The sequence below is a fragment of the Hafnia alvei genome, from assembly GCF_900095695.1.
GTDB classification, from domain to species: Bacteria; Pseudomonadota; Gammaproteobacteria; order Enterobacterales; family Enterobacteriaceae; genus Hafnia; species Hafnia alvei_B.
Map to the genome: position 1 here is coordinate 1 of NZ_FMIQ01000031.1, position 22051 is coordinate 22051.

General features: G+C 49.4%; 19 protein-coding genes and 7 tRNA genes. 1 reads left to right on the forward strand and 25 read right to left on the reverse strand.

What is annotated here, in order from left to right; translation table 11 throughout:
* From BN1044_RS23090 to miaB, 13 genes are all read right to left on the reverse strand, one after another.
* A partial coding sequence (locus BN1044_RS23090; RefSeq protein ID WP_254663925.1) for a DUF6531 domain-containing protein occupies positions 1 to 454 on the reverse strand: 454 nt, incomplete at its 3' end.
* A 166-nt stretch (positions 455 to 620) separates the two neighbouring features.
* On the reverse strand, positions 621 to 1553 hold the full coding sequence (gene rihA / locus BN1044_RS08930; RefSeq protein ID WP_072308386.1) for a pyrimidine-specific ribonucleoside hydrolase RihA: 933 nt from the start codon (positions 1551 to 1553) through the stop codon (positions 621 to 623).
* Positions 1554 to 1567: 14 nt separating this feature from the next.
* On the reverse strand, positions 1568 to 2515 hold the full coding sequence (gene rihA, locus BN1044_RS08935) for a pyrimidine-specific ribonucleoside hydrolase RihA (RefSeq protein WP_072308387.1): 948 nt from the start codon (positions 2513 to 2515) through the stop codon (positions 1568 to 1570).
* Positions 2516 to 2695: 180 nt separating this feature from the next.
* Complete coding sequence (locus tag BN1044_RS08940; RefSeq protein ID WP_025800658.1) at positions 2696 to 3421, reverse strand: amino acid ABC transporter ATP-binding protein; 726 nt, start codon at positions 3419 to 3421, stop codon at positions 2696 to 2698.
* The gene (gene gltK / locus BN1044_RS08945; protein ID WP_072308388.1) at positions 3421 to 4095 is read right to left on the reverse strand and encodes a glutamate/aspartate ABC transporter permease GltK; all 675 of its coding nucleotides are present in this window, start codon (positions 4093 to 4095) and stop codon (positions 3421 to 3423) included. Before gltK ends, BN1044_RS08940 begins: the two co-directional genes overlap by 1 nt.
* Positions 4095 to 4835, reverse strand: coding sequence for an amino acid ABC transporter permease (locus BN1044_RS08950; RefSeq protein ID WP_025800660.1), 741 nt, complete (start codon positions 4833 to 4835; stop codon positions 4095 to 4097). The genes gltK and BN1044_RS08950 overlap by 1 nt, the downstream gene beginning before the upstream one ends.
* A gap of 259 nt (positions 4836 to 5094) precedes the next feature.
* A complete protein-coding gene (locus BN1044_RS08955; RefSeq protein ID WP_072308389.1) occupies positions 5095 to 6027 on the reverse strand; it encodes a glutamate/aspartate ABC transporter substrate-binding protein in 933 nt (310 codons plus the stop codon).
* Positions 6028 to 6438: 411 nt separating this feature from the next.
* Positions 6439 to 7026, reverse strand: coding sequence for an MSMEG_1061 family FMN-dependent PPOX-type flavoprotein (locus BN1044_RS08960; protein WP_072308390.1), 588 nt, complete (start codon positions 7024 to 7026; stop codon positions 6439 to 6441).
* Positions 7027 to 7175: 149 nt separating this feature from the next.
* Positions 7176 to 8699: an apolipoprotein N-acyltransferase gene (lnt, locus tag BN1044_RS08965; protein ID WP_072308391.1), complete on the reverse strand. Its 1524-nt coding sequence runs from the start codon at positions 8697 to 8699 to the stop codon at positions 7176 to 7178.
* Between the two features lie 7 nt (positions 8700 to 8706).
* Positions 8707 to 9591: a CNNM family magnesium/cobalt transport protein CorC gene (gene corC, locus BN1044_RS08970; RefSeq protein ID WP_004096455.1), complete on the reverse strand. Its 885-nt coding sequence runs from the start codon at positions 9589 to 9591 to the stop codon at positions 8707 to 8709.
* An 80-nt stretch (positions 9592 to 9671) separates the two neighbouring features.
* Positions 9672 to 10145 carry an rRNA maturation RNase YbeY gene (gene ybeY, locus BN1044_RS08975; protein WP_072308392.1) on the reverse strand — a complete coding sequence of 158 codons (474 nt, stop codon included), beginning with the start codon at positions 10143 to 10145 and terminating at the stop codon, positions 9672 to 9674.
* Between the two features lie 26 nt (positions 10146 to 10171).
* Positions 10172 to 11230 (reverse strand): PhoH family protein, encoded by a 1059-nt coding sequence (locus tag BN1044_RS08980; RefSeq protein ID WP_072308393.1) that lies wholly within the window; start codon positions 11228 to 11230, stop codon positions 10172 to 10174.
* Positions 11231 to 11647: 417 nt separating this feature from the next.
* Positions 11648 to 13072, reverse strand: a complete 1425-nt coding sequence (gene miaB, locus BN1044_RS08985) for a tRNA (N6-isopentenyl adenosine(37)-C2)-methylthiotransferase MiaB (RefSeq protein WP_072308394.1) — start codon at positions 13070 to 13072, stop codon at positions 11648 to 11650.
* Between the two features lie 243 nt (positions 13073 to 13315).
* On the opposite strand from miaB, the gene ubiF reads away from it, so the two are divergent.
* Complete coding sequence (gene ubiF / locus BN1044_RS08990) at positions 13316 to 14491, forward strand: 3-demethoxyubiquinol 3-hydroxylase (protein ID WP_072308395.1); 1176 nt, start codon at positions 13316 to 13318, stop codon at positions 14489 to 14491.
* A 153-nt stretch (positions 14492 to 14644) separates the two neighbouring features.
* Here ubiF and BN1044_RS08995 read toward each other — a convergent pair.
* The 12 genes from BN1044_RS08995 to nagB all read right to left on the reverse strand — a co-directional run bounded on the left by BN1044_RS08995 (position 14645) and on the right by nagB (position 21772).
* Positions 14645 to 14719, reverse strand: a tRNA-Gln gene (locus tag BN1044_RS08995).
* Positions 14720 to 14786: 67 nt separating this feature from the next.
* A tRNA-Gln gene (locus BN1044_RS09000) sits at positions 14787 to 14861 on the reverse strand.
* A gap of 2 nt (positions 14862 to 14863) precedes the next feature.
* Positions 14864 to 14940 (reverse strand) — tRNA-Met (locus BN1044_RS09005).
* Between the two features lie 45 nt (positions 14941 to 14985).
* Positions 14986 to 15060, reverse strand: a tRNA-Gln gene (locus BN1044_RS09010).
* A 40-nt stretch (positions 15061 to 15100) separates the two neighbouring features.
* Positions 15101 to 15175, reverse strand: a tRNA-Gln gene (locus tag BN1044_RS09015).
* 26 nt (positions 15176 to 15201) lie between these two features.
* A tRNA-Leu gene (locus BN1044_RS09020) sits at positions 15202 to 15286 on the reverse strand.
* Between the two features lie 28 nt (positions 15287 to 15314).
* Positions 15315 to 15391: transfer RNA gene (locus tag BN1044_RS09025), tRNA-Met, on the reverse strand.
* Positions 15392 to 15632: 241 nt separating this feature from the next.
* Positions 15633 to 17300, reverse strand: a complete 1668-nt coding sequence (asnB, locus tag BN1044_RS09030; protein ID WP_072308396.1) for an asparagine synthase B — start codon at positions 17298 to 17300, stop codon at positions 15633 to 15635.
* A 352-nt stretch (positions 17301 to 17652) separates the two neighbouring features.
* A complete protein-coding gene (locus BN1044_RS09035) occupies positions 17653 to 18405 on the reverse strand; it encodes an HAD-IIA family hydrolase (protein ID WP_072308397.1) in 753 nt (250 codons plus the stop codon).
* Positions 18406 to 18486: 81 nt separating this feature from the next.
* On the reverse strand, positions 18487 to 19719 hold the full coding sequence (nagC, locus tag BN1044_RS09040; RefSeq protein ID WP_072308398.1) for a DNA-binding transcriptional regulator NagC: 1233 nt from the start codon (positions 19717 to 19719) through the stop codon (positions 18487 to 18489).
* Between the two features lie 73 nt (positions 19720 to 19792).
* Positions 19793 to 20944 (reverse strand): N-acetylglucosamine-6-phosphate deacetylase, encoded by a 1152-nt coding sequence (nagA, locus tag BN1044_RS09045; protein WP_072308399.1) that lies wholly within the window; start codon positions 20942 to 20944, stop codon positions 19793 to 19795.
* A 27-nt stretch (positions 20945 to 20971) separates the two neighbouring features.
* Positions 20972 to 21772 (reverse strand): glucosamine-6-phosphate deaminase, encoded by an 801-nt coding sequence (nagB, locus tag BN1044_RS09050; protein WP_072308400.1) that lies wholly within the window; start codon positions 21770 to 21772, stop codon positions 20972 to 20974.
* Between the last annotated feature and the right edge of the window lie 279 nt (positions 21773 to 22051).

Sequence of the window (22051 nt, forward strand, 5' to 3'; positions counted from 1 at the left end):
TTTTGTCACGCTCCAGCAGGCCGCCGCGCACCAGCCACAGGGATTCACTGCGGCTGAAATGCGCTTCGCCAACGGCGAGCGTGTTGAAATGCAGGCTGCGCACGCCGTTATCGTTGAGGATAAGGCCGGTTTTGGTCACCAGCAGGCTGATACCGCTGGGTAACTGCCAGCCGGGGCCGAGCAAGCCCACGGGCGCTGGGGTATCGGTTTGGTAGCTGCTGTAGCTGCGGGACAGGATAAAAGGCACGGCGGCCGGTAAGGCAACGTCGGTTTCGGCGGAGAGGACTTTGGCGCCGAGGGTCGGATTGACGGGCTTACCGACTTTTTGTCCATTGGGGCAGGTCGAACAGGCCACGCCGCTGGGTGCGCCGATCAACACGCCTAACGAGCCCTGCGTGATAGGGCCGCCGATTGTAGTTTCGTCTGTTTGACGCGCTGCGGGTAATCCTGCCATCGCACTTATCCCTGTACGTAATATGCACACCGAGTGTGCTTATCTATGCCACGGGCTGAGGGATTGTGAAATGGCGTTTGATTTATGAATTAATTAAGGGAAATTTAAGTGTTTGCGGAAAAACGCCCTATGAATAGGGCGATATTGAGGCTGTGGTCGAGTAAAATCAGTAGTGTGAAACCCGTTCCATCAAGAGTTTTACAAACCCTTCTCGATCGACGTTGAGCAATACTTCGGTATTGGGCGTATTCCCCGTTAGGTTATAGACGTCTGCCACGGTCATGCCCGTGGTGTATTTCCCCTGTGTTTCTACCCCAACCCAGTAGTGTGCCGAGGTGAATAGTTCTGGTTTAAGTAACCATGCCACGACGCAAGGATCGTGCATCGCCGCGCCCGGCAGCTTACGTGGTCCGCTAAGATAGAGTGGTAGATAGAAATCAAGCATCTCGGCCACGGCCTTCGCTACTGGATTATTTATTGCGCGAATTTGTTCGACTTCATCCGCCATTACCAACGCTTGATGGGTCATATTTAACCCAGCCATCACTAATGGCACGCCCGATTGCAACACAATTTCAGCGGCTTCGGGGTCAACGATGATATTGAATTCTGCCGCCGGAGTGGCGTTACCGCCGTCGATGCCGCCGCCCATGAAGACGATGCGTGAAATCTTAGATTTTAGCTCCGAGTATTGTGATAGCAATAGCGCGGCGTTGGTCATTGGCCCTGTGACTACCAGCGTTATCGGCGTATCTGATTCGCGGAGGATTTTTGCCATCAGCTCAACGGCATTGAGTGGGTGAGGCTGAATGGTGGCTGTTGGGAGCTTGGTGGTTCCCATTCCGGTTTCACCATGCACGTGGTCGGCAATCATTAATTTGCGCATAAGCGGCTGGTGCGCGCCGCCTGCTACAGGAATATCGGTACGCTGCATGAGCGTGAGCAAACCTAGCGCGTTATGCAGCGTTTTCTCAGGCGTTTGATTACCCGCAGAGGTGGTGACGGCTTTGATATCCAGCTCTGGCGAATGTAAAGCCATCGCCAGTGCGATTGCATCGTCAAGTCCTGGATCGCAGTCAAAAATAATAGGGGTTGGCATCGTTTTTTCCTCCGTTAGCGCAGATTGGCGTAGGCGGTGCCGACGCGTTCAACCAGTAAATCGACGAATGCCTGACGATCAATATCCATCATTACGGTGGTATTCGGGGCGTTGTTGGTCAGATTGTAGTAATCCACCACGGTCATCCCTTGTGTGTATTTTCCTTGCGTTTCAACGCCGACCCAGCGTTCAACACAGGTAAACATCGATGGCTTAATCAACCATGCGATGGTGCAAGGATCGTGTAGCGGAGCACCTTGGAATCCCCATTTTTCCTGTTTGTGATATTCCATGAAGAAATCTAGCAGGTCAGCGACCACGGCGGCGACGGGATTACCCAACTGACGGAAGCGTTCAATATCTTCACTCATGATTTGGGCACGATGAGTGACATCAAGTCCAGCCATAACAATCGGTAGCCCTGATTGAAATACGATTTCAGCGGCTTCAGGATCGACATAAATATTAAACTCGGCGGCTGGCGTCCAGTTGCCGAGCCCTGCTGCACCGCCCATGATCACGATGCGCGCAATTTTGGGCTGTAACTCGGCATGTGAGCTGAGGAGCAATGCAATATTGGTGAGTGGTCCGGTGGCGACAATCGTCACCGGCTCTGCGCTCTCACGTAGGGTTTTGGCGATAAGCTCAACGGCATTGCATTGTTGTGGTGCGAAGCTGGGTTCTGGAAGCTCAGGGCCGTCTAAACCGCTTTCACCATGCACGTTGTCGGCGATGATCAGCTCGCGCATCAGCGGTTTTACTGCGCCGCCGGCCACCGGAATATCGCTTCTTTGCAGCAGCGTTAAAATGCGCAGAGCATTGCGCAGCGTTTTCTCTGGCGTTTGGTTGCCTGCGGAGGTGGTAACGGCTTTGAGTTCGAGCTCTGGTGAGGCAAGGGCAAGGATGAGCGCAATAGCGTCATCGTGGCCGGGATCGCAATCAAGGATAATAGGTAAAGACATTCAAGAAGACTCCTGTCATCAGCGGGTTTTATTGTTTGAGCTTTTTTGTTTGAAGTTGATTGTTTGAAAATGATTGTGTGACCAGCTTAACGCGCAGAAGAAATTTGGAATAGAAAAGGGAGTGGAAAGCGTGAGGTAATGCGCAATCCCACGCGATTGTGGGAATTGCGCACGAAAACATTAATGAATGATTTTTGCGAGGAAATCTTTGGCGCGATCGGATTCTGGATTATTGAAGAAGTCGTCTTTATTGCGATCTTCCACAATTTTACCTTCATCCATAAAGATCACTCGGTTGGCCACTTTACGCGCAAAGCCCATTTCATGCGTCACCACCATCATGGTCATGCCTTCTTTTGCCAGCTCAACCATAACATCCAGCACTTCGTTGATCATTTCAGGATCGAGCGCCGAGGTCGGTTCGTCAAACAACATAGCGACAGGATCCATACACAGCGCACGTGCAATAGCCACGCGCTGTTGCTGTCCACCAGAGAGCTGGCTAGGGAATTTGTCAGCATGGGAGCTAAGTCCTACGCGTTCCAGCAGCTTTAACCCTTTGCTTTTTGCCGCTGCTTTTTCGCGGCCTAGCACCTTTACCTGTGCCAGCGTGAGGTTTTCGATAATCGACAAATGTGGAAACAGTTCAAAGTGCTGAAAAACCATGCCCACTTTCGAGCGTAGCTTGGCCAAATCTGTGCGCTTGTCGTTAACCTGAATTCCGTTCACCGTGATCTCGCCTTTTTGAATTGGCTCAAGACCATTAACGGTTTTTATCAACGTTGATTTACCTGAACCTGAAGGGCCACATACCACCACCACTTCGCCTTTTTTCACTTCCGTGGAGCAGTCTGCCAGCACCTGAAAGTGACCATACCACTTAGAAACATTTTTCAGGGAAATCATCAAACAGTCCTTTTTTTCAAGTAATTAACCAGCGCCGAAGCGGCTAGGCTGATAATAAAATAGACAAAACCGGCAAACAGAATCATTTCTACCTGCGTTCCATCACGTTCCCCAATGGTTGACGCGGTGCGGAAGAAATCGGCCAAGCTGAGTACGTACACCAGTGAAGTATCTTGAAAAAGCACAATTCCCTGAGTGAGCAGCAGCGGCACCATGGCGCGGAACGCTTGGGGCAGGATCACCAAACGCATCGATTGCCAGTGGGTCATGCCTAACGCCAGCGAAGCGCCTGACTGCCCCTTGGATACGCTTTGGATGCCCGCACGAATGATTTCTGAGTAATAGGCGGCTTCGAATAGAGAAAACGCTACCATGGCTGAGATAAGCCGAATATCGTTTTTTGGTGATAAACCTAGAACTTGTTGTAATAAGCTTGGAACAACAAGATAGAACCAAAGTAAAACCATCACCAACGGTACGGAGCGGAACAGGTTGACGTAGAGCGCGGCAAACCAGCTAATCGGTTTGAACGACGATAGACGCATAACGGCTAAAACAGTGCCCCAGATAATGCCAAAGACCACGGCGATGAGCGTAATTTTTAGCGTAATGACCATCCCATTCATCAGATAGGGCAGGCTGGGAACAATAGAACTCCAATCAAATTCGTACATTATTTGCTCCCCATATTCCCTGGTAGCTGAATCTTGCGCTCGACGAAGTGCATGATCAGCATGATCACCGCGTTGATGGCAATGTAGGCCAGCGTGATAGCGGTAAAGGATTCGTAGGCATGAGCGGAATAATCGAGTAGCTTGCCTGCCTGAGCCGCCATGTCGACCAGACCAATGGTTGATGCAATCGCCGAGTTCTTAACCAAGTTAAGCATTTCGGAAGTCATTGGCGGAACGATCACGCGATAGGCGTTAGGCAGCAAGACATAACGATAGGTTTGCGGCAGCGTGAGCCCCATGGCTAAACCGGCACTTTTTTGCCCGCGTGGTAGCGATTGAATGCCTGAGCGAACCTGTTCACACACGCGTGCAGCGGTGAATAACCCCAAACATAGCATCGATGAAACGAAGAACTGGATGTTGGGATCGAGCTCGCTTTTAAACCACATGCCAATATCGGCGGGCAATAACTCGGGGATCACCAGATACCACGTAAAGAATTGCACAATCAATGGGACGTTGCGAAAAAGCTCGACGTAACACATGCCGAGGCTTGAGAGAAAACGATTAGGAACGGTACGTAGGATGCCGAAAATAGATCCGACGAAAAACGCGATGATCCAGGCGCAGATAGACAGGGCTACCGTGACCTGAAAACCAGACCAGATCCACCCAAGATACGTCGTGTTGCCGAAAGGTGCCTGTTGCAAAAAGATGCCCCAGTTCCAGTCAATAGACATAGATAGCTCCCTAAAGTGAGATACGGCAATAACCTATTCAGATGTCAGGCTGGGTAGATAACCGCACACACGAAAATTGATGACAGTCACTTTTGAATTGGAGACAAGACAACTGCGACGAGAAAAAGGGGGAGGGAACGATCTCCCCCAATCCCGTCTGCCTAAAGTTTTGTCAGCAATCTAGCGCCTTTGTGTAACTCAAATGACAATGGCGATTGTCTCCGTCTCCTTAATTTTTAAATCGTGCGGAGACTAGGGTCTATTTAGCGATTTGGTCGTTAGGGGCTTTGAACAGCGCTTTCATGTCATCAGAAAGAGCAAAGTTCATATTCATGTTTTTTGGCGGAATTGGCTGGTTGAACCAACGTTCAAACCATTTAGCGGCTTCGCCGGAGGTTTGCGCTTTGGCAATGGTTTCATCCATCAGCTTTTTAAAGGCTGGATCATTCTTACGCAGCATACAGCCGTAGGCTTCATGTGACTGAGGTGTGCCAACGATCTCCCACTGATCGGGTTTTTTCGCTTTAGCACGCTCACCGGCTAATAAAGCGTCATCCATCATAAAGGCCACTGCGCGACCACTTTCCAGAGTACGGAAAGAGTCACCGTGATCTTTGGCGCTGATGATGCGCATTTTCATATTGTCTTTTTCGTTCAGTTTATTAAGCAGGATCTCAGAGGTGGTACCCGATGTTACAACGACTGGTTTACCCGCCAGATCTTTGAAATCTTTAATATCGCCGCCTTTTTTAGCCAGCAGACGAGTCCCGACAACGAAGATCGAGTTAGAGAAAGCCGCTTGCTGCTGGCGCTCTGCGTTGTTGGTGGTGGAACCACATTCAAAATCAAAGGTTCCGTTTTGCAGCAGTGGAATTCGGTTCTGCGAGGTGATAGGCAACATTTTTACCTGCAGATCAGGCATGTTCAGCTGCTTTTTAACCGCATCAACGATTTGATTCGAATAGTCTTGGGAATAGCCCACCACTTTCTGCGCGTTGTCATAATAAGAGAAAGGTACAGAAGATTCGCGATGACCAACGACGATAACGCCGCTGCTTTTAATCTTTTGTAATGTGTCTGCAGAAGCTTCAGTTTTCTGGGCATCTGCTGCTTTTGCTTCATCTGCGGCGTGAGCCACGGTGCCCGACATACCGATTAGCAGCATTGATAACGCCAGTTTGCGCATTTGCATTCGCGTACTCCTTTGATTGTTGTGCTACAAGTTTCACATTTAATTGTTATATAAAGCTTTTGTTACTGCTTTTTATCTTTTCGCACGTAGGTGCCGGAACGATGGCACCGCTGCACGTTTACCCATTGTCGAAATTGGTTGTCTCTTATTTGGCGTGCATAAAACGTCTGCACTTGATAGCAAAATAGCCTAATGTAACCAAATTGATATCTTTATGTTTATATTTTGAGACATAAACCGCACCATTTAGTGGCATATTTTTCTCGATGCACAAAAATAATGCAGCTAATGCATCAAGTTTGTGCAGAGTTTTTATCGATTAACGCCAATGCATGAGTTTCGGTGGTTATGAAGGGGATATTGCAAGAGGTGTGCCAGAAATTGAGCTCCGTTAGGGAGCTCATGGCGATATTAGGCTTGAGAGGCTGCTTGAGATAGCGCGATGTGGGCGTGAGCAATTTCCATAATAGAAGGCAGTGACGTAGGGTCAATATGGCGTTCGGTGTCCCATAAGCCCCCAAAGGTCACGGCTCTACCGCAGTGGATAAAGGCTTCTTCAACGTTAATTACGAGTACGCTACGGGCTGCATTTTCCTGAACATTGAAACGCTGGCACAACTCAGGATCGATGCTGAGTTGCGCTGTGCCATTCACACGAAAGGCTTCACTCCAGCCGGGGATTAAAAACAGCAGTCCGATGGTGGGATTACTCAGCAGGTTACGAATACCGTCTAAACGGTTGTTACCCGGTAAGTCTGGCAGTAACAGCGTCTTTTCATCTTCAACCACGACAAAGCCCGCATCTCCGCCTTTGGGAGAGCAATCCATCCCTTTTTCGCCAATAGTTGAAATCACGACAAATGAAGACGACGCGATCAGCTGGCGGGCGTAGCTATCAATGTGATCAATTTGCTTCTGCAGCACCATCTTATTGGGCTGAGCATAGTGTTCACGTAATTTTTGCTCATCGGCAATGATAAATTCAGGATTTAGCTGCATCACTTTCTCATTAATGACTAAGGAAATTGGGGGCACATTAACAGCAGTGAGTATGATTCGCAATCGCGAAAATAACCCTGCTTCATATGTAGGGAGGGGCTTTGGGGAATTGATAAGCACCTCCCCCGAGAAGGGGGAGGTGTGCCGGATTAACGGCGTTTACGCCCAGCAATCAATGCAAGACCGGCCATAACAAAGGTAATAACCCATAGTGGGATAGAACCAAAGCGGGCATAAGGCGTGATGCCTGTCGTTGGTGCAACGTTAACTTCAAGCACTTTGCGTTCGAACTGTGGGATTTCAGCAATCACATTGCCTGAAGCATCAACCGCGGCCGTGACGCCGTTGTTGGTGCTACGTAGCAGTGGGCGGCCAAGCTCTAACGCACGCATCCGTGCCATTTGGAAATGCTGCCACGGGCCAATAGAGTGACCAAACCACGCGTCGTTAGACACGGTGAGCAAGAAGTTGGTGTCTGGACGGAAGTTAGCCCGCACTTGTTCGCCAAGCACAATTTCATAGCAAATAGCCGCCGTTAGGTTATATCCCTGCACGCTGAGCTGCGGCTGGATATAGTCTCCACGGCTAAAGGCTGACATCGGCAGGTTAAAGAACGGTGCCAGAGGGCGCAGCAAATCTTCCATTGGCACAAATTCGCCAAAGGGAACCAAATGATGCTTGTTGTAGCGATTTTTGCTTGGATAAACGTACGGTTCTTTCTCACCCAAGACGATCACGGTGTTGTAGTAGCGTGGGCCATATTCGCCCATGCGGTCATCAACAATACCGGTAATCAGGCTGCTGTGGTGTGAGCGGAACAGGCTGTCGAGCATGGTTAAGAACTGGTTCTGATTCTTCTCGGTATCTGGGATTGCGGATTCCGGCCAAATAATAATTGGCGCTTTCCCCAGATAAGGACGTGATTCATCCAGATAGGTTTGTAGCGTGGTGATCAGCGCGTTTGGATCCCACTTCATGGATTGCTCAATGTTGCCCTGAACCATTGCCACGTTAACCGCTTTGTCTGTTTGGTTCTGATACCACTGAATGCCGCGCAGCGGCCAAGGTAATAACAGCAGCGCGAGAGCAACAATCGCGGGGACAATTTTGCGCAGGCAGACGGAAAGCACAACCAATCCACTGATAATCATCAGCAAATAGGTGATGGTGTCCATACCCGCAATCGGCGCGATGCCTTTCAGCGGGCCGTTGATCTGGCTATAGCCAAACTGAAGCCACGGGAAGCCGGTTAATACCCAGCCGCGCAAGAATTCAGTCAATTGCCAAAGCGCCGGAGCCGCAATAACCAAACGCCACACGTTCGCTTTAGGCCAAAAACGATTGAGCACGCCGGCAAAAAGCATTGGATACAGCGCAAGATAGGCGGCCAGCAGCACGACCAGTGACATACTCACCGGCGTTGGCATGCCGCCAAACTGTTCAATACTGACGTAAACCCAGTTGATTCCCGTTCCGAATAACCCCATTCCCCACAGAAAACCCAAACCGATGGCTTGTTTCGTGGTGCGGTTAAGCGTAACGGCAAGCAGCCCAATCAGTGAAACGAGAGCCGCAGGCCAGAAATCATAGGGAGAGAAAGAGAGGGTGCCGGCGGCACCCAAAATAAGCGGCAGCAGGGCGCGAACCCACTGGCGTTGGAGTAATGAACACATGTTGTTATTAATCTTCCAGATCCAATTTCGGTTGAGGGGACTCATCCGGGATTTTGACATGAACCTGTATAATGCGTCGACTATCGGCCATGGCTACTTTGAATTGGTAACCATCAATGTCAATGGTTTCGCCGCGTGCCGGGAGATGGCCAAAGGCTTGCATTACCAAGCCACCCACGGTATCAACTTCTTCGTCGCTGAAGTGAGTGCCGAAGGCTTCGTTAAAGTCTTCAATTTGAGTCAGCGCACGCACGGTGTACATGTGGCGGCTGATTTGGCGCACATCGCGATCTTCAACTTCGTCATATTCATCGTCGATTTCACCCACGATAAGTTCGAGGATATCTTCGATGGTGACCAGGCCAGAAACGCCACCGAATTCATCGATAACGATCGCCATGTGATAACGCTGTGAACGGAACTCTTTGAGCATACGGTCAACACGTTTGCTCTCTGGAACAACCACGGCCGCGCGCAGCACTCTGTCGATGCTGAACGGCTCAGAGTCGCTGCGCATAAACGGCAGCAAATCTTTCGCCATCAGGATCCCTTCGATGTGATCTTTATCTTCGCTAATCACCGGGAAACGAGAGTGGGCAGAATCAACAATCACGTCTAGACACTCTTCCAGCGTCTGATTACGTTTCAAGGTGACCATTTGGCTACGTGGGATCATGATGTCGCGAACGCGCTGCTCCGCGATATCCATCACGCCTTCCAGCATGTCACGGGTATCGGGATCGATCAGATCGTTTTGTTCGGAATCACGGATCAGTTCAACTAAATCTCCACGATTTTTAGGTTCTCCGTGGAACAGCTGATTGAGAATCAGAGAGAAAAAACCCTTTTTGGGACTGGGGCTATCGTTGTTTTGTGAATGGTCGTCGCTCATGGCGTTAGTGTGTGGTTACTCATATAAGTGGTCAATAATTCACGTCATACGGCGCGATTAGGGGCCGCATGACGCAATATTTAATTGGATTCTTTTTCCGCCGCGTAGGGATCGGGATACCCGAGTTCCTGCATGATTTCGGCTTCTAAAGCTTCCATTTCTTCTGCTTCTTCATCAATGATGTGGTCATACCCTAGCAGATGTAGACTGCCGTGAACAACCATATGCGCCCAATGCGATAGCAGGGAAATCTCTTGTTCTTTTGCTTCTGCTTCAACTACCTGCCGGCAGATAATCATATCACCCAACAGAGGAAGCTCAATGCCCGGAGGCGCTTCGAACGGGAAGGATAACACGTTGGTCGGTTTATCCTTACCGCGATAGGTCATATTGAGCTCGTGACTCTCTGCTTCATCAACCAAACGAATGGTGACTTCCGCTTCTTCTTGAAACTTAGGTAGCACCGCTTCAAGCCATTGACGGAAATCGGCCTCGACGGGCAACCCCTCCGTGTTTTCGCAGGCGATTTGCAGATCTAATATTACATTGCTCATAGTGTGTTGCTCATAATACTTCCAGCTTAGTGTGATTCTTGCCCTGAGGCTGACGTTTGGGCTTCGCGTTTACGCTGTTCAGCCAGCTCATCTTTGCGCTTTTGCTCTGCCAGTTCCCATGCTTCATAGGCTATGACGACCTGTGCGACCACCGGATGGCGTACCACGTCTTCGCTGGTCAGGAAGTTGAAGCTTATCTCTTCGACGGAAGAAAGCACTTCAATCGCATGGCGTAATCCCGACTTCTGAGCGCGCGGTAAGTCGATCTGGGTGACGTCACCGGTAATCACGGCTTTCGAGTTAAAGCCGATGCGCGTCAGGAACATCTTCATCTGTTCGATGGTGGTGTTTTGGCTTTCATCCAGAATGATAAACGCGTCATTCAACGTTCGTCCGCGCATGTAAGCGAGCGGGGCAACCTCAATGACGTTGCGTTCCATCAGCTTTTCTACGCGCTCAAAGCCGAGCATTTCGAACAGCGCATCATACAAGGGACGCAGGTAAGGATCGACTTTTTGGCTCAGGTCACCGGGTAAGAAGCCCAGCTTTTCACCGGCTTCAACCGCAGGACGGGTGAGCAAAATACGGCGGATCTCTTGGCGCTCTAAGGCATCAACCGCGGCGGCAACCGCAAGATAGGTTTTACCGGTACCAGCAGGGCCAACGCCAAAGGTAATGTCGTGATCCAACACGTTGGCGATGTACTGCGCCTGATTGGGCGTGCGTGGCTTGATGACGCCACGCTTGGTTTTGATATTAATGGCCTTACCGTATTCAGGAATATGGTCAGAAACCTGCTCCAAAATGCCACTTTCTTTAATGGCCAGATGGATTTGTTCAGGAATAATATCCGGAATATGGCCGCGCATTGGCGCCGTATCAACATACAGATGGCGCAGGATATCTTTGGCGGCGTTGACGCAGGCCGCTTTACCCACCAGTTTGAACTGGTTATCGCGATGGCTGATTTCGATACCTAAGCGGCGCTGTAGTTGCTTAATATTGTCATCAAACGGGCCACACAGGCTGTTTAGTCGCTGATTATCCGCCGGTTCTAATGCAAGTTCTTCAGTGATAATGTTCAAACTATTCCTCTGAGCTTATACCCATAACTAATAGCGTAAATGATACATGGCATTACGCCATTATTCTTCATCTGCGGGCTATTGTGATCAGAATTGCCAATACGCTTCGCAATTTCTCATTATTCAATGGGGGAGGAAGTGCATAATTTCAACCCATTTTGTTTTTCATGTTAACTGAAATGCATTATAGAGCCGCCAGCAGGGATGCTGGTGGCAGGTTGAAGGCACACAGGATGTGTGCTCTGAAACCGGTCGGCCAAGCGACTCGGTAAAAGCGCGCGGGTATTGGGTGCGCGCGCTGGCGCACCCAATTCGTTCGCGGATGGCCGTGTCTGCATAGAAATGCGTTGGCTTAATAGGCGAACGAAATTTTACACAACTCGCCTATTAACCTACGAAATGTAAGAGCATCAAGCACTAAGGCTGATAACTCCCCACCCCCAACGCATCCTCTTTACGCGTGCGTGCAATAACCGACTCCGGTGACTCATGAACGCGCAAATCCATCTGATCTTCGGTACGTACTAGCACGCCGCGCAGCGAGTTGGTTCTGACTTCAGTTATTTCCACATCAACGAAAGTGCCGACCAGCTCCGGTGAGCCTTCGAAATTCACCATGCGGTTATTTTCAGTGCGGCCTGAGATTTCCATAACATTTTTGCGTGATATCCCTTCCACCAAAATGCGTTGCACTGTGCCAACCATCTTGCGGCTGTAGCTCTGCGCCTGCTGATTGATGCGGTCTTGCAAAATATACAGGCGCTGTTTTTTCTCTTCTTCAGAAATGTCGTCGACCATGTCGGCGGCTGGCGTACCGGGGCGCGGGGAGAAAACAAAGCTGTAGCTTACGTCGAAGTTGATGTCAGCTATCAGCTTCATGGTTTGCTCAAAATCTTCCTGCGTTTCACCTGGGAAGCCGACGATAAAGTCTGAGCTGATGAGAATATCCGGTCGCGCTTTACGCAGTTTGCGAATGATGGATTTGTATTCAAGTACCGTATGGGTACGTTTCATCATGTTCAGAACTCGGTCTGAGCCGCTTTGTACCGGCAGATGCAGGAAGCTAACGAGCTCAGGTGTGTCTTCATACACGGCGATGATATCGTCTGTAAATTCAATAGGATGGCTGGTGGTAAAGCGAATGCGGTCAATCCCATCAATGGCGGCAACCAAGCGCAGCAGCTCGGCGAAAGTACAAATATCGCCGTCGAATGACGGGCCGCGATAGGCATTCACATTTTGCCCAAGCAGATTGACTTCGCGCACGCCTTGGGCGGCAAGCTGAGCGATTTCAAACAGCACGTCGTCGCATGGGCGGCTGACTTCTTCACCGCGGGTATAAGGCACCACGCAGTATGTACAGTATTTATTACAGCCTTCCATGATGGAAACAAAGGCGCTTGGGCCATCGGCACGCGGCTCGGGAAGCCGGTCGAATTTTTCGATTTCAGGGAAGCTCACGTCCACGATAGGGCTTTTGCTACCGCGAACCTTATTAATCATTTCTGGCAAACGATGCAGCGTTTGTGGGCCAAAAACGATGTCGACATAGTGGGCGCGTTGGCGCAGCAGTTTGCCTTCCTGCGAGGCCACGCAGCCTCCAACGCCGATAATGACGTTCGGATTCGCTTCTTTGAGTAACTTCCAGCGACCGAGCTGGTGGAAGACTTTTTCTTGCGCTTTTTCTCGAATAGAGCAGGTATTTAGCAGCAAGACATCTGCCTCTTCGGCATTCTCGGTCAGTTCGAAACCGTGCGTGCTGCCCAGTAAATCTGCCATTTTGGATGAGTCATACTCATTCATCTGGCAGCCCCAGGTTTTAATATGCAGTTTTTGTGTCATCGATTTGCCATTGCTTTATGCAGGTGGATTTCGGACAGACCGGCACTGTTATCTAAAGCGGATAAAGCATCGGGTGAAAATCGCTATAGATATTAAAAGGTAGAGGTGTCGGAACAAGCCCATACGCAGGTCGGCTATTGTAATCTTTGCCTTAGTTCATGACTACCCTATAACCTCACGCTTTGTGGACGGAATCAAAGGTAAAATCCGGTACAATGACGAAATATATAAGCAGGAGGATCTATGGCCGAGCATAAAAGTGATGTTGTCGTTATCGGTGGCGGCATGGTGGGCGCTGCCGCCGCGTTGGGGTTGGCACAGGCCGGTTTTACTGTCACGGTTGTTGAAAACCGTACGCCTCGCCCATTCGATGCGTCGCAGTCACCTGATTTGCGAATATCGGCTATCAGTGCCTCATCGGTGGCGCTGCTAGAGAGTTTAGGCATATGGAAAACGGTACGTCATATGCGCAGTGCGGCCTATCGTGGTTTAGAAACCTGGGAGTGGGAAGCATCCCGCGTCAGTTTCAGTGCCCAAGAGCTGGGTATTCCAGAGCTCGGCTACATGCTAGAAAACGAAGTGTTGCAGCTTGCGCTTTGGCAGCACTTAGAGCAGATGCCTAATATTTCGCTGATGGTTCCTGCTGAATTAAAAATCATCACACAAGACCAAGACGTGTGGAACGTGGAATTGAGCGACGGTCGTGAAATTGAAACCAAGCTGGTTTTAGGTGCCGATGGCGCAAACTCTTTGGTGCGCGCTCAGGCGGGCATAGGCGTGCGCGGCTGGCAATATCGCCAATCTTGCATGCTGATAACCGTTCAAACGCAGGAAGACCCCTTAGACGTCACGTGGCAGCAGTTTACGCCGCAAGGCCCGCGCGCTTTTCTGCCGTTATGGGATAACTGGGCTTCACTGGTCTGGTATGACAGTCCGGCTCGGATCCGTCAGCTTATGGCATTACCTATGTCGCAGCTTACGCAAGAAATCAAACAGACGTTCCCCGCGCGTTTGGGCGATGTTACGGCAACAGCCGCAGGATCGTTCCCTCTGGTGCGTCGCCATGCGAACCGTTACGTGCAAAATGGTTTGGCATTGCTTGGCGATGCGGCGCACACCATTAATCCACTGGCAGGGCAGGGGGTTAATCTGGGATATCGCGACGTAGATGCGCTGCTGGATGTGGTGATCAATGCGCGTCAGCAAGGTGAAATCTGGCACAGCGAGGAAATCCTGAAACGCTATCAACGCCGTCGCCGTCCAGATAATTTGTTAATGCAGGCTGGTATGGATCTGTTTTATAGCGCTTTCAGCAATGAGCTTAAGCCGCTGCAGCTGGTGCGAAATTTAGGATTGATGGCAGCGGAGCGCTCAGGAGAGTTAAAAAAACGCGCGTTGAAGTATGCGTTGGGGTTGTAGACCTCTAGCAATGTGTTGACTGCCTATGAGATCGAGATACACGGCCCCACCCTACGATTCCCCCTAAAATCAGGCTTAATTATTGATAAATGCTAGTCAAAGCTGAAGAAACTCAAGACGAAAAAAAGCTCGCTAAAAGCGAGCTCTTTTTATTGGCTGGGGTACGAGGATTCGAACCTCGGAATGCTGGTATCAGAAACCAGAGCCTTACCGCTTGGCGATACCCCAATTGTTTGGGTGTTACTATATTGCGTCTTTTAACGCGTAAACCTGTCTAAAACAGATTTAAGAAATATGGCTGGGGTACGAGGATTCGAACCTCGGAATGCTGGTATCAGAAACCAGAGCCTTACCGCTTGGCGATACCCCAAATGGTGGCTACGACGGGATTCGAACCTGTGACCCCATCATTATGAGTGATGTGCTCTAACCAACTGAGCTACGTAGCCAACTCAAGGAAACTCTTTAATACGTAATTTTAGTAGCCAATTCTATGGCTGGGGTACCAGGATTCGAACCTGGGAATGCTGGGATCAAAACCCAGTGCCTTACCGCTTGGCGATACCCCAATTGGGAATAGAATTCACTAGACCTTTTCGAGGAAAAGGATGGCTGGGGTACCAGGATTCGAACCTGGGAATGCTGGGATCAAAACCCAGTGCCTTACCGCTTGGCGATACCCCATCCGCTGCAAAACCGAGTCGTTTAAATGGTGCGGGAGACGAGACTTGAACTCGTACACCTTGCGGCGCTAGAACCTAAATCTAGTGCGTCTACCAATTTCGCCACTCCCGCTCATTTAATCGAAGGTGTTGAAAATAGATGGTGGCTACGACGGGATTCGAACCTGTGACCCCATCATTATGAGTGATGTGCTCTAACCAACTGAGCTACGTAGCCATCTATTTTTCGCCAACCTTCATCGGCGTTGCGGGGCGCATTATGCGTATATGAGAAAGTTGCGTCAACCCCTTTTTTATCGGAAAAGGACATCTGAGGCACGTTTGCGCGGGGATTATACAGCTCGGTGAGAAAATCAACAAAATTCAGGCTTATTAATAGGGTAAAACGGCGTTATCGATAAAAAAAACGGCGAACCTAAAAAGTTCGCCGTTTGGAGAATACATAACTTTTTAAACCGCTACTTTTGATAAGCAGACTGATGTACGCCTACAGCACGACCTGATGGGTCATCCATTTTTTTGAAAGACTCATCCCATTCAATCGCTTTTGCCGAGGAACAGGCAACGGAAGGACCGCCAGGAACACACTCAGCGGCGCTAGGCACGGGGAATAACTCTTCAAAAATTTCACGATACAAATAGCCTTCTTTCGAGTTTGGCGTGTTGTATGGGAAACGGAAGTGCGCATTTGCCAACATTTGATCGCTAATCTGCTGATTCGCGGTTTCTTTTAAAGTATCGATCCAGCTATAACCCACGCCGTCGGAGAACTGCTCTTTCTGACGCCATGCTACGCTGGCTGGCAGATAGGATTCAAAACATTCACGTAAGATGTATTTCTCCATTTTGCCGTTGCCGCACATTTTATCTTGTGGGTTTAGGCGCATAGCGACGTCGAGGAATTTTTTATCCAAGAAAGGAACACGTGCCTCAACGCCCCACGCTGACATAGCCTTGTTAGCGCGGGCGCAGTCATACATATGCAGCGCCAGCAGCTTACGCACGGTTTCTTCGTGGAACTCTTTGGCGTTCGGTGCTTTATGGAAATAGAGATATCCGCCAAAGACCTCATCGGCCCCTTCGCCGGACAGCACCATCTTGATGCCCATGGCTTTTATTTTACGCGCCATCAAATACATTGGCGTTGAGGCGCGGATGGTGGTCACATCGTAGGTTTCGATGTGATAAATCACGTCGCGAATGGCGTCTAAGCCTTCTTGCACCGTGAAATGAATTTCGTGATGCACCGTGCCAAGATGGTTTGCCACTTCCTGCGCGGCTTTTAAATCCGGTGAGCCTTCCAGCCCCACGGCGAATGAGTGCAGCTGTGGCCACCACGCTTCGCTGCGTTCACCGTCTTCAACGCGGCGAGCGGCAAATTTTTTGGTAATGGCGGAGATTACCGAGGAGTCGAGCCCACCGGATAGCAGCACGCCGTAAGGGACGTCAGACATTAGATGGCTTTTGACCGAATCTTCCAAGGCCTCTTTCAATTGAGCCGCGTCAGTGTGGTTTTCTTTAACGTTATCGAACTCAAACCAGTCGCGCTGGTAGTAGCTATGAATTTCGCCATCGTCGCTCGACATATAGCTGCCCGCAGGGAATTCTTTGATGGTGCGGCAAACCGGTACCAGAGCTTTCATCTCTGATGCTACGTAGAAGTTGCCGTGTTCGTCATAACCCATGTACAGCGGAATAATTCCGAGATGATCGCGGCCAATCAGATAGCTGTTTTTTTCTGTGTCATATAAAACAAAGGCAAACATGCCCTGCAGTTCGTCTAAGAACGCAGAACCTTGCTCTTCGTATAGCGCCAAAATGACTTCACAGTCAGAAGCTGTTTGGAATTCATAACGACCTTCGAAACGCTGGCGCAAAGCCTGATGGTTATAAATTTCACCATTCACGGCAAGAATATGGGTGTGCGCGGCATTGTACAAAGGCTGGGCGCCGTTGTTGACGTCAACGATAGACAGACGCTCATGCGCCAAAATCGCGTTGTCAGAAGCATAAATGCCGGACCAATCTGGGCCACGATGACGCATTAGGCGTGACAGTTCGAGTGCCTTTTTGCGCAGCTCAATAGGATCGGTTTTTAAATCAAGCACACCAAAGATAGAACACATAGATTTCTCCCATACTGCATTGTCTAGTTGTGACGTTGTGAGTCAGTTTAAGGCGGTAAAAAATTATTGATTTACGGCTCAGTGAGGCGTTTACCGCTGCTATAAATAACAAATTGCGTCAAAACCTGAATAGAATGCAAGTGCTTTAGCTTAATGGTGAGAAATAGTCTGTTGGTGTACTCTGAATCTTAATGATTATTCATTTTTTAAAGTGAATTATTGAGGAATCGATAATTTTTTAGCGTTCGATGAGTCATCGAGAAAAAAGCAGCGCAGAAAAAATGAAGTAAAAGCGGAGAGGAAAAAGAGAAAGTTGCGTCTGATCGAGCTGACCAGACGCAAATGGATAACGTTAGATGATGTCGATATCGGCAACGGAAGGGTAAATGTAGTTAGGTCGGAACGGCATGTTGTCCACGTCGTTTAACGTTGAGACGCCGGACAGCACTAATATCGTTTCTAGCCCCGCTTGGAAACCTGCCAGAATATCGGTATTCAGATTATCACCGATGATCACGGTGCTTTCTGAATGAGCCTGCATCTTGTTAAGCGCGGCGCGAATAATCCACGGACTTGGTTTACCAACGTAGAAAGGCTTGCGGCCTGAAATCAGTTCAATCGGCGCACATAACGCGCCACAGGCGGGGTAAAAACCACGGCCGTGCGTATCCGGGTTCGTCGCAATAAACCGTGCGCCGTTGACCACGAAGTATGAAGCCTTGTGGATCATCTCCCAGTTATACGAACGGGTTTCACCAACGATAACAAAATCGGGATTGATATCGGTGATGGTAAAGCCTGCTTTGTATAACTCGTGAATCAATGCACCTTCACCAATCACATAGGCTTTTTTCCCCTCCTGACGCTTAAGAAAATCGGCGGTGGCCATAGCCGAGGTGTAAAACACGCTTTCAGGGACATCAAGCCCAGCGGCTGCGAAGCGGTTTGCCAGATCCTGCGCGGTTTGAGAAGGGTAGTTGGTCAGGATAACCAGAGGAATGTCATTTTCTTGAATACGTGCCAGAAATTTATCTGCACCCGGAACCGGAGTGTTGTCGTGCATCAAAACGCCGTCGATGTCACAAATAATACTTTTGATTGTCATGGGTTTATTACTCGTTAAGTTGACAAGCACAAATCATATCATGCTTGTCAGTTAACGTAGCAGCTTGAAGTAAGAAGAGAATTAGTGCGGATGTTGCCCTTCCAGCAGGCGCTGTAGTAATACGCCGTTGAGCATGGCTCGCTTTACTAGCGCAAATGCCCCAATGGCTGACCGATGATCTAATTCAGACGTGACCACCGGTAGATTAATGCGGAAATTCTTCAACGCTTGAGTATTGATGCAGCTCTGAATCGCAGGCAGCAGCGTTTTTTCTGCTTCAATAATTTCGCCGGCGATGACCACTTTCTGCGGGTTAAACATGTTAATCGCAATAGCAATGGCGCGACCCAGATAGCGGCCTACCAATTCAATCACTTCTGTTGCTAGCGCGTCGCCTTTATTTGCCGCTTTGCAGATTGCGCTGATGCTGCAATCGTCCAGCGTGAGCTTGCTGGGATAGCCTTGCTCAAGCAGATGACGAACGCGTTGTTCAATGGCGGCGTTGGCGGCCACGGTTTCCAAGCAACCGAAGTTCCCGCAGTGGCAACGCTCGCCTAATGGATCGATTTGGATGTGCCCAATCTCACCAACGTTTCCCTTGCTGCCGAGAAATATTTTCTCGTTCACGATGATACCCGCACCGGTTCCTCGGTGTAGACGTACCAACATTGAATCTTCGCAGTCGCGGGTGGCGCCGAAATAATGCTCAGCTAAGGCGAGGCTACGAATATCGTGACCAACGAAGCTGGTGACGTTAAATCTGTCTTCTAGCGCTTTGACTAACGGCCAATCATTAACGGCAATATGCGGCATGTAGCGCACGATCCCATGCTGCGGATCGACCAATCCGGGCAAGATCACCGCAATGGCAATCAGCTCGCGGATTTTACGCTGATAGGTCAACATGAACTGCTCAATGGTATTCAGCAGTGCGTTTTCCACTGTTTCCTGAGTACGCTCAGGCAACGGGTAGTGCTCTTCGGCCAGCGATTTTCCGCTCATATCGTACAGCGTGATGGTGGCGTCGTGACGCCCTAAGCGGATGGCTACGGTATTGAAGAGGCGTGTTTCTGTCACAATGGAAATAGCACGGCGGCCACCGGTAGACGCTTGCTGATCGACTTCTTTGATCAGCCCGCGTTCCAGTAGCTGACGGGTAATTTTGGTGACGCTGGCGGGAGCAAGCTGGCTTAGTTCGGCAATTTGAATGCGCGAAATAGGGCCTTGCAGATCGATTAAACGATAAACAGCGGCGCTGTTAAGTTGTTTAACCAGATCTACGTTACCAATTTGTCCTTGTCCGCCTGTTGTCATCAATTTATTACCCGCTTAGAAAAATAGAGCTCAAGTTAATAAAGAAAGCACGCAGACTGATGTACGTTCTTTCTTATTTATTTTCGTAAACCGTTTCGCCGTTCACGATGGTTTTGATCACGCGATAGTCTGAAGTGAAAGCGGTCAGGTTCGCCACTTTACCCGCTTCGATGCTTCCCAGACGGCTATCAACACCCACCGCGCGCGATGGATAGAGCGTTGCCATACGCAATGCTTCATCCAGAGCAATACCGACGTGCTCAACGCTGTTTTTGACGGCGTCGATCATAGTCAGTGCAGAACCGCTCAGCGTACCGTTTTCATCAACGACTAAACCATTGCGGTAATATACTGTTTTTCCGGCGAAAATGAAGTGATCTATGTTGGCGCCTGCAGGTGCAGTCGCATCGGTGACCAGCACCAGATGTTCGCCTTTCAGACGTTTAGCCAGACGAATACTTGGCCAAGCGACGTGGTGACCATCGGCGATAATACCGGTGTACACTTCAGGGGTATCAAAAATTGCCCCCATCAGACCTGGAGCACGGCCAGAAATGGCTGGCATCGCATTATAAAGGTGAGTCGCAAAGCTCATACCTGCGGCGAAGCCTTTGCGCGCTTCTTCATAGGTGGCGTTGGAGTGGCCAGCGGAAACCACAATACCTGCGGCTTTCAGCTGCTGGATAGATGCCTGAGTTGCAACTTCCGGAGCCATCGTCACTTTGGTGATGGCGTCTGCGTGCTCGCACATGAAATCGATCATTTCATGATCCGGTTTACGGATGTATTTCGGATTGTGCGTGCCTTTCTTTTCCAAGCTGATGTATGGGCCTTCAATATGCAGACCTAGCGCCTGATTCTGGTGCTTGGTCAGATAGCTGCGCATAACATCGATACCGTGCTTCATTAAATCGTCAGCACTGGTGATAAGCGTAGGTAAATAGCTGGTACAGCCTGATTTCTCGTTGGCGTGCTGCATGATTTCAAGCGTTTCTTCCGAAACAGCTTCGACAGAATCATTAAACTGAACGCCGCCACAGCCATTAAGTTGCAGATCGATGAAACCAGGAGCAAGGATTGCTCCGCCTAGATCGTGAGTTTCAATGCCTGACGGAAGTTCAGCGACAGGACAGATCTTTTCAATTAAGCCATTGGCGATCATTACTGCATGGTCGTCGAGAATATCGTGGCCGGTATAAATCCGACAATGGGTCAAAGCGTACATCACATACCCCTGGTTACAGGTTGAAAATTATAGATTCTTCATGTTTTCCGCTTCTAACTCGCGGAAGTACTTAACTGTTTTGACTTTCAGCTCCATCGTGGAAGGCTCATCACATACGATGACGGACTTCGGATGAAGTTGCAGAGCGCTGATCGTCCACATATGGTTGACGCTGCCTTCAACGGCGGCCTGCAGAGACAGAGCTTTCGTGTGGCCAGTGACCAAAATCATCACTTCTTCAGCATCTAGCAACGTGCCAACGCCGACGGTAAGCGCATATTTTGGCACTTTTGTCATGTCGCCATCAAAGAAACGAGAGTTTGCGATGCGGGTTTCTTCGGTCAACGTTTTGATGCGAGTGCGAGAAGCTAAAGATGATGCTGGCTCGTTAAAAGCAATATGCCCATCGTTACCTACACCACCCATAAACAGATTGATTCTGCCGTAGGATTTGATTTTTTCTTCGTAGCGGCGGCACTCGGTATCAACATCAGCCGCATTGCCGTTCAGCAAGTTGATGTTTTCACGTGGGATATCCACGTGGTTGAAGAAATTATTATACATGAAGCTATGGTAGCTTTCTGGATGCTCTTCCGGCAGACCGATGTATTCGTCCATGTTGAACGTAACTACGTTCTTAAAGCTGATTTCGCCAGCCTTGTGCAGTTCGATTAAACGTTTGTAGGTTTGCAGCGGGGTGCCGCCGGTTGGTAGGCCAAGAACAAATGGGCGTTCAGCCGTTGGTTTGAAGGCATTGATACGGTTAACAATATGACGGGCAGACCATAAGCCAACGTCTGCAGCATTACTTAGAGGGATAAGTCTCATAGGGCACCTTTAGTGAATATAAATCTATATTATAAACGGGGGTCCACATTGCTCTTTGCTCAGAGTATAAGGCGTAATGCTTGCTAACGACTAATGTGTGACCTAACGCCGTTTGGATTTTTCGAATGATAAAATAAGTTTTGTATGATGGCTAGCAATTAGGCATGTTTAGAGCCTCCTTTGGTGATATTTATCACAAAACTGGAGGTTTTAATTTGCGGAGAAAAATAATTTTTTTACACTCCTGATTGTAGTCCATACTGTCAACTTAATAATTAA

Excerpts from the sequence above, each read along its gene's own strand:
- BN1044_RS08950 (WP_025800660.1), bottom strand. The coding sequence starts at position 4,835 with ATGTCTATTGACTGGAACTGGGGCATCTTTTTGCAACAGGCACCTTTC.
- rihA (WP_072308387.1), bottom strand. The coding sequence starts at position 2,515 with ATGTCTTTACCTATTATCCTTGATTGCGATCCCGGCCACGATGACGCT.
- BN1044_RS08955 (WP_072308389.1), bottom strand. The coding sequence starts at position 6,027 with ATGCAAATGCGCAAACTGGCGTTATCAATGCTGCTAATCGGTATGTCG.
- ubiF (WP_072308395.1), top strand. The coding sequence starts at position 13,316 with ATGGCCGAGCATAAAAGTGATGTTGTCGTTATCGGTGGCGGCATGGTG.
- gltK (WP_072308388.1), bottom strand. The coding sequence starts at position 4,095 with ATGTACGAATTTGATTGGAGTTCTATTGTTCCCAGCCTGCCCTATCTG.
- nagB (WP_072308400.1), bottom strand. The coding sequence starts at position 21,772 with ATGAGACTTATCCCTCTAAGTAATGCTGCAGACGTTGGCTTATGGTCT.
- nagC (WP_072308398.1), bottom strand. The coding sequence starts at position 19,719 with ATGACAACAGGCGGACAAGGACAAATTGGTAACGTAGATCTGGTTAAA.
- ybeY (WP_072308392.1), bottom strand. The coding sequence starts at position 10,145 with ATGAGCAATGTAATATTAGATCTGCAAATCGCCTGCGAAAACACGGAG.
- corC (WP_004096455.1), bottom strand. The coding sequence starts at position 9,591 with ATGAGCGACGACCATTCACAAAACAACGATAGCCCCAGTCCCAAAAAG.
- asnB (WP_072308396.1), bottom strand. The coding sequence starts at position 17,300 with ATGTGTTCTATCTTTGGTGTGCTTGATTTAAAAACCGATCCTATTGAG.
- nagA (WP_072308399.1), bottom strand. The coding sequence starts at position 20,944 with ATGTACGCTTTGACCCATTGTCGGATTTATACCGGCCACGATATTCTC.
- BN1044_RS09035 (WP_072308397.1), bottom strand. The coding sequence starts at position 18,405 with ATGACAATCAAAAGTATTATTTGTGACATCGACGGCGTTTTGATGCAC.
- miaB (WP_072308394.1), bottom strand. The coding sequence starts at position 13,072 with ATGACACAAAAACTGCATATTAAAACCTGGGGCTGCCAGATGAATGAG.
- BN1044_RS08960 (WP_072308390.1), bottom strand. The coding sequence starts at position 7,026 with ATGCAGCTAAATCCTGAATTTATCATTGCCGATGAGCAAAAATTACGT.
- rihA (WP_072308386.1), bottom strand. The coding sequence starts at position 1,553 with ATGCCAACCCCTATTATTTTTGACTGCGATCCAGGACTTGACGATGCA.
- lnt (WP_072308391.1), bottom strand. The coding sequence starts at position 8,699 with ATGTGTTCATTACTCCAACGCCAGTGGGTTCGCGCCCTGCTGCCGCTT.
- BN1044_RS08940 (WP_025800658.1), bottom strand. The coding sequence starts at position 3,421 with ATGATTTCCCTGAAAAATGTTTCTAAGTGGTATGGTCACTTTCAGGTG.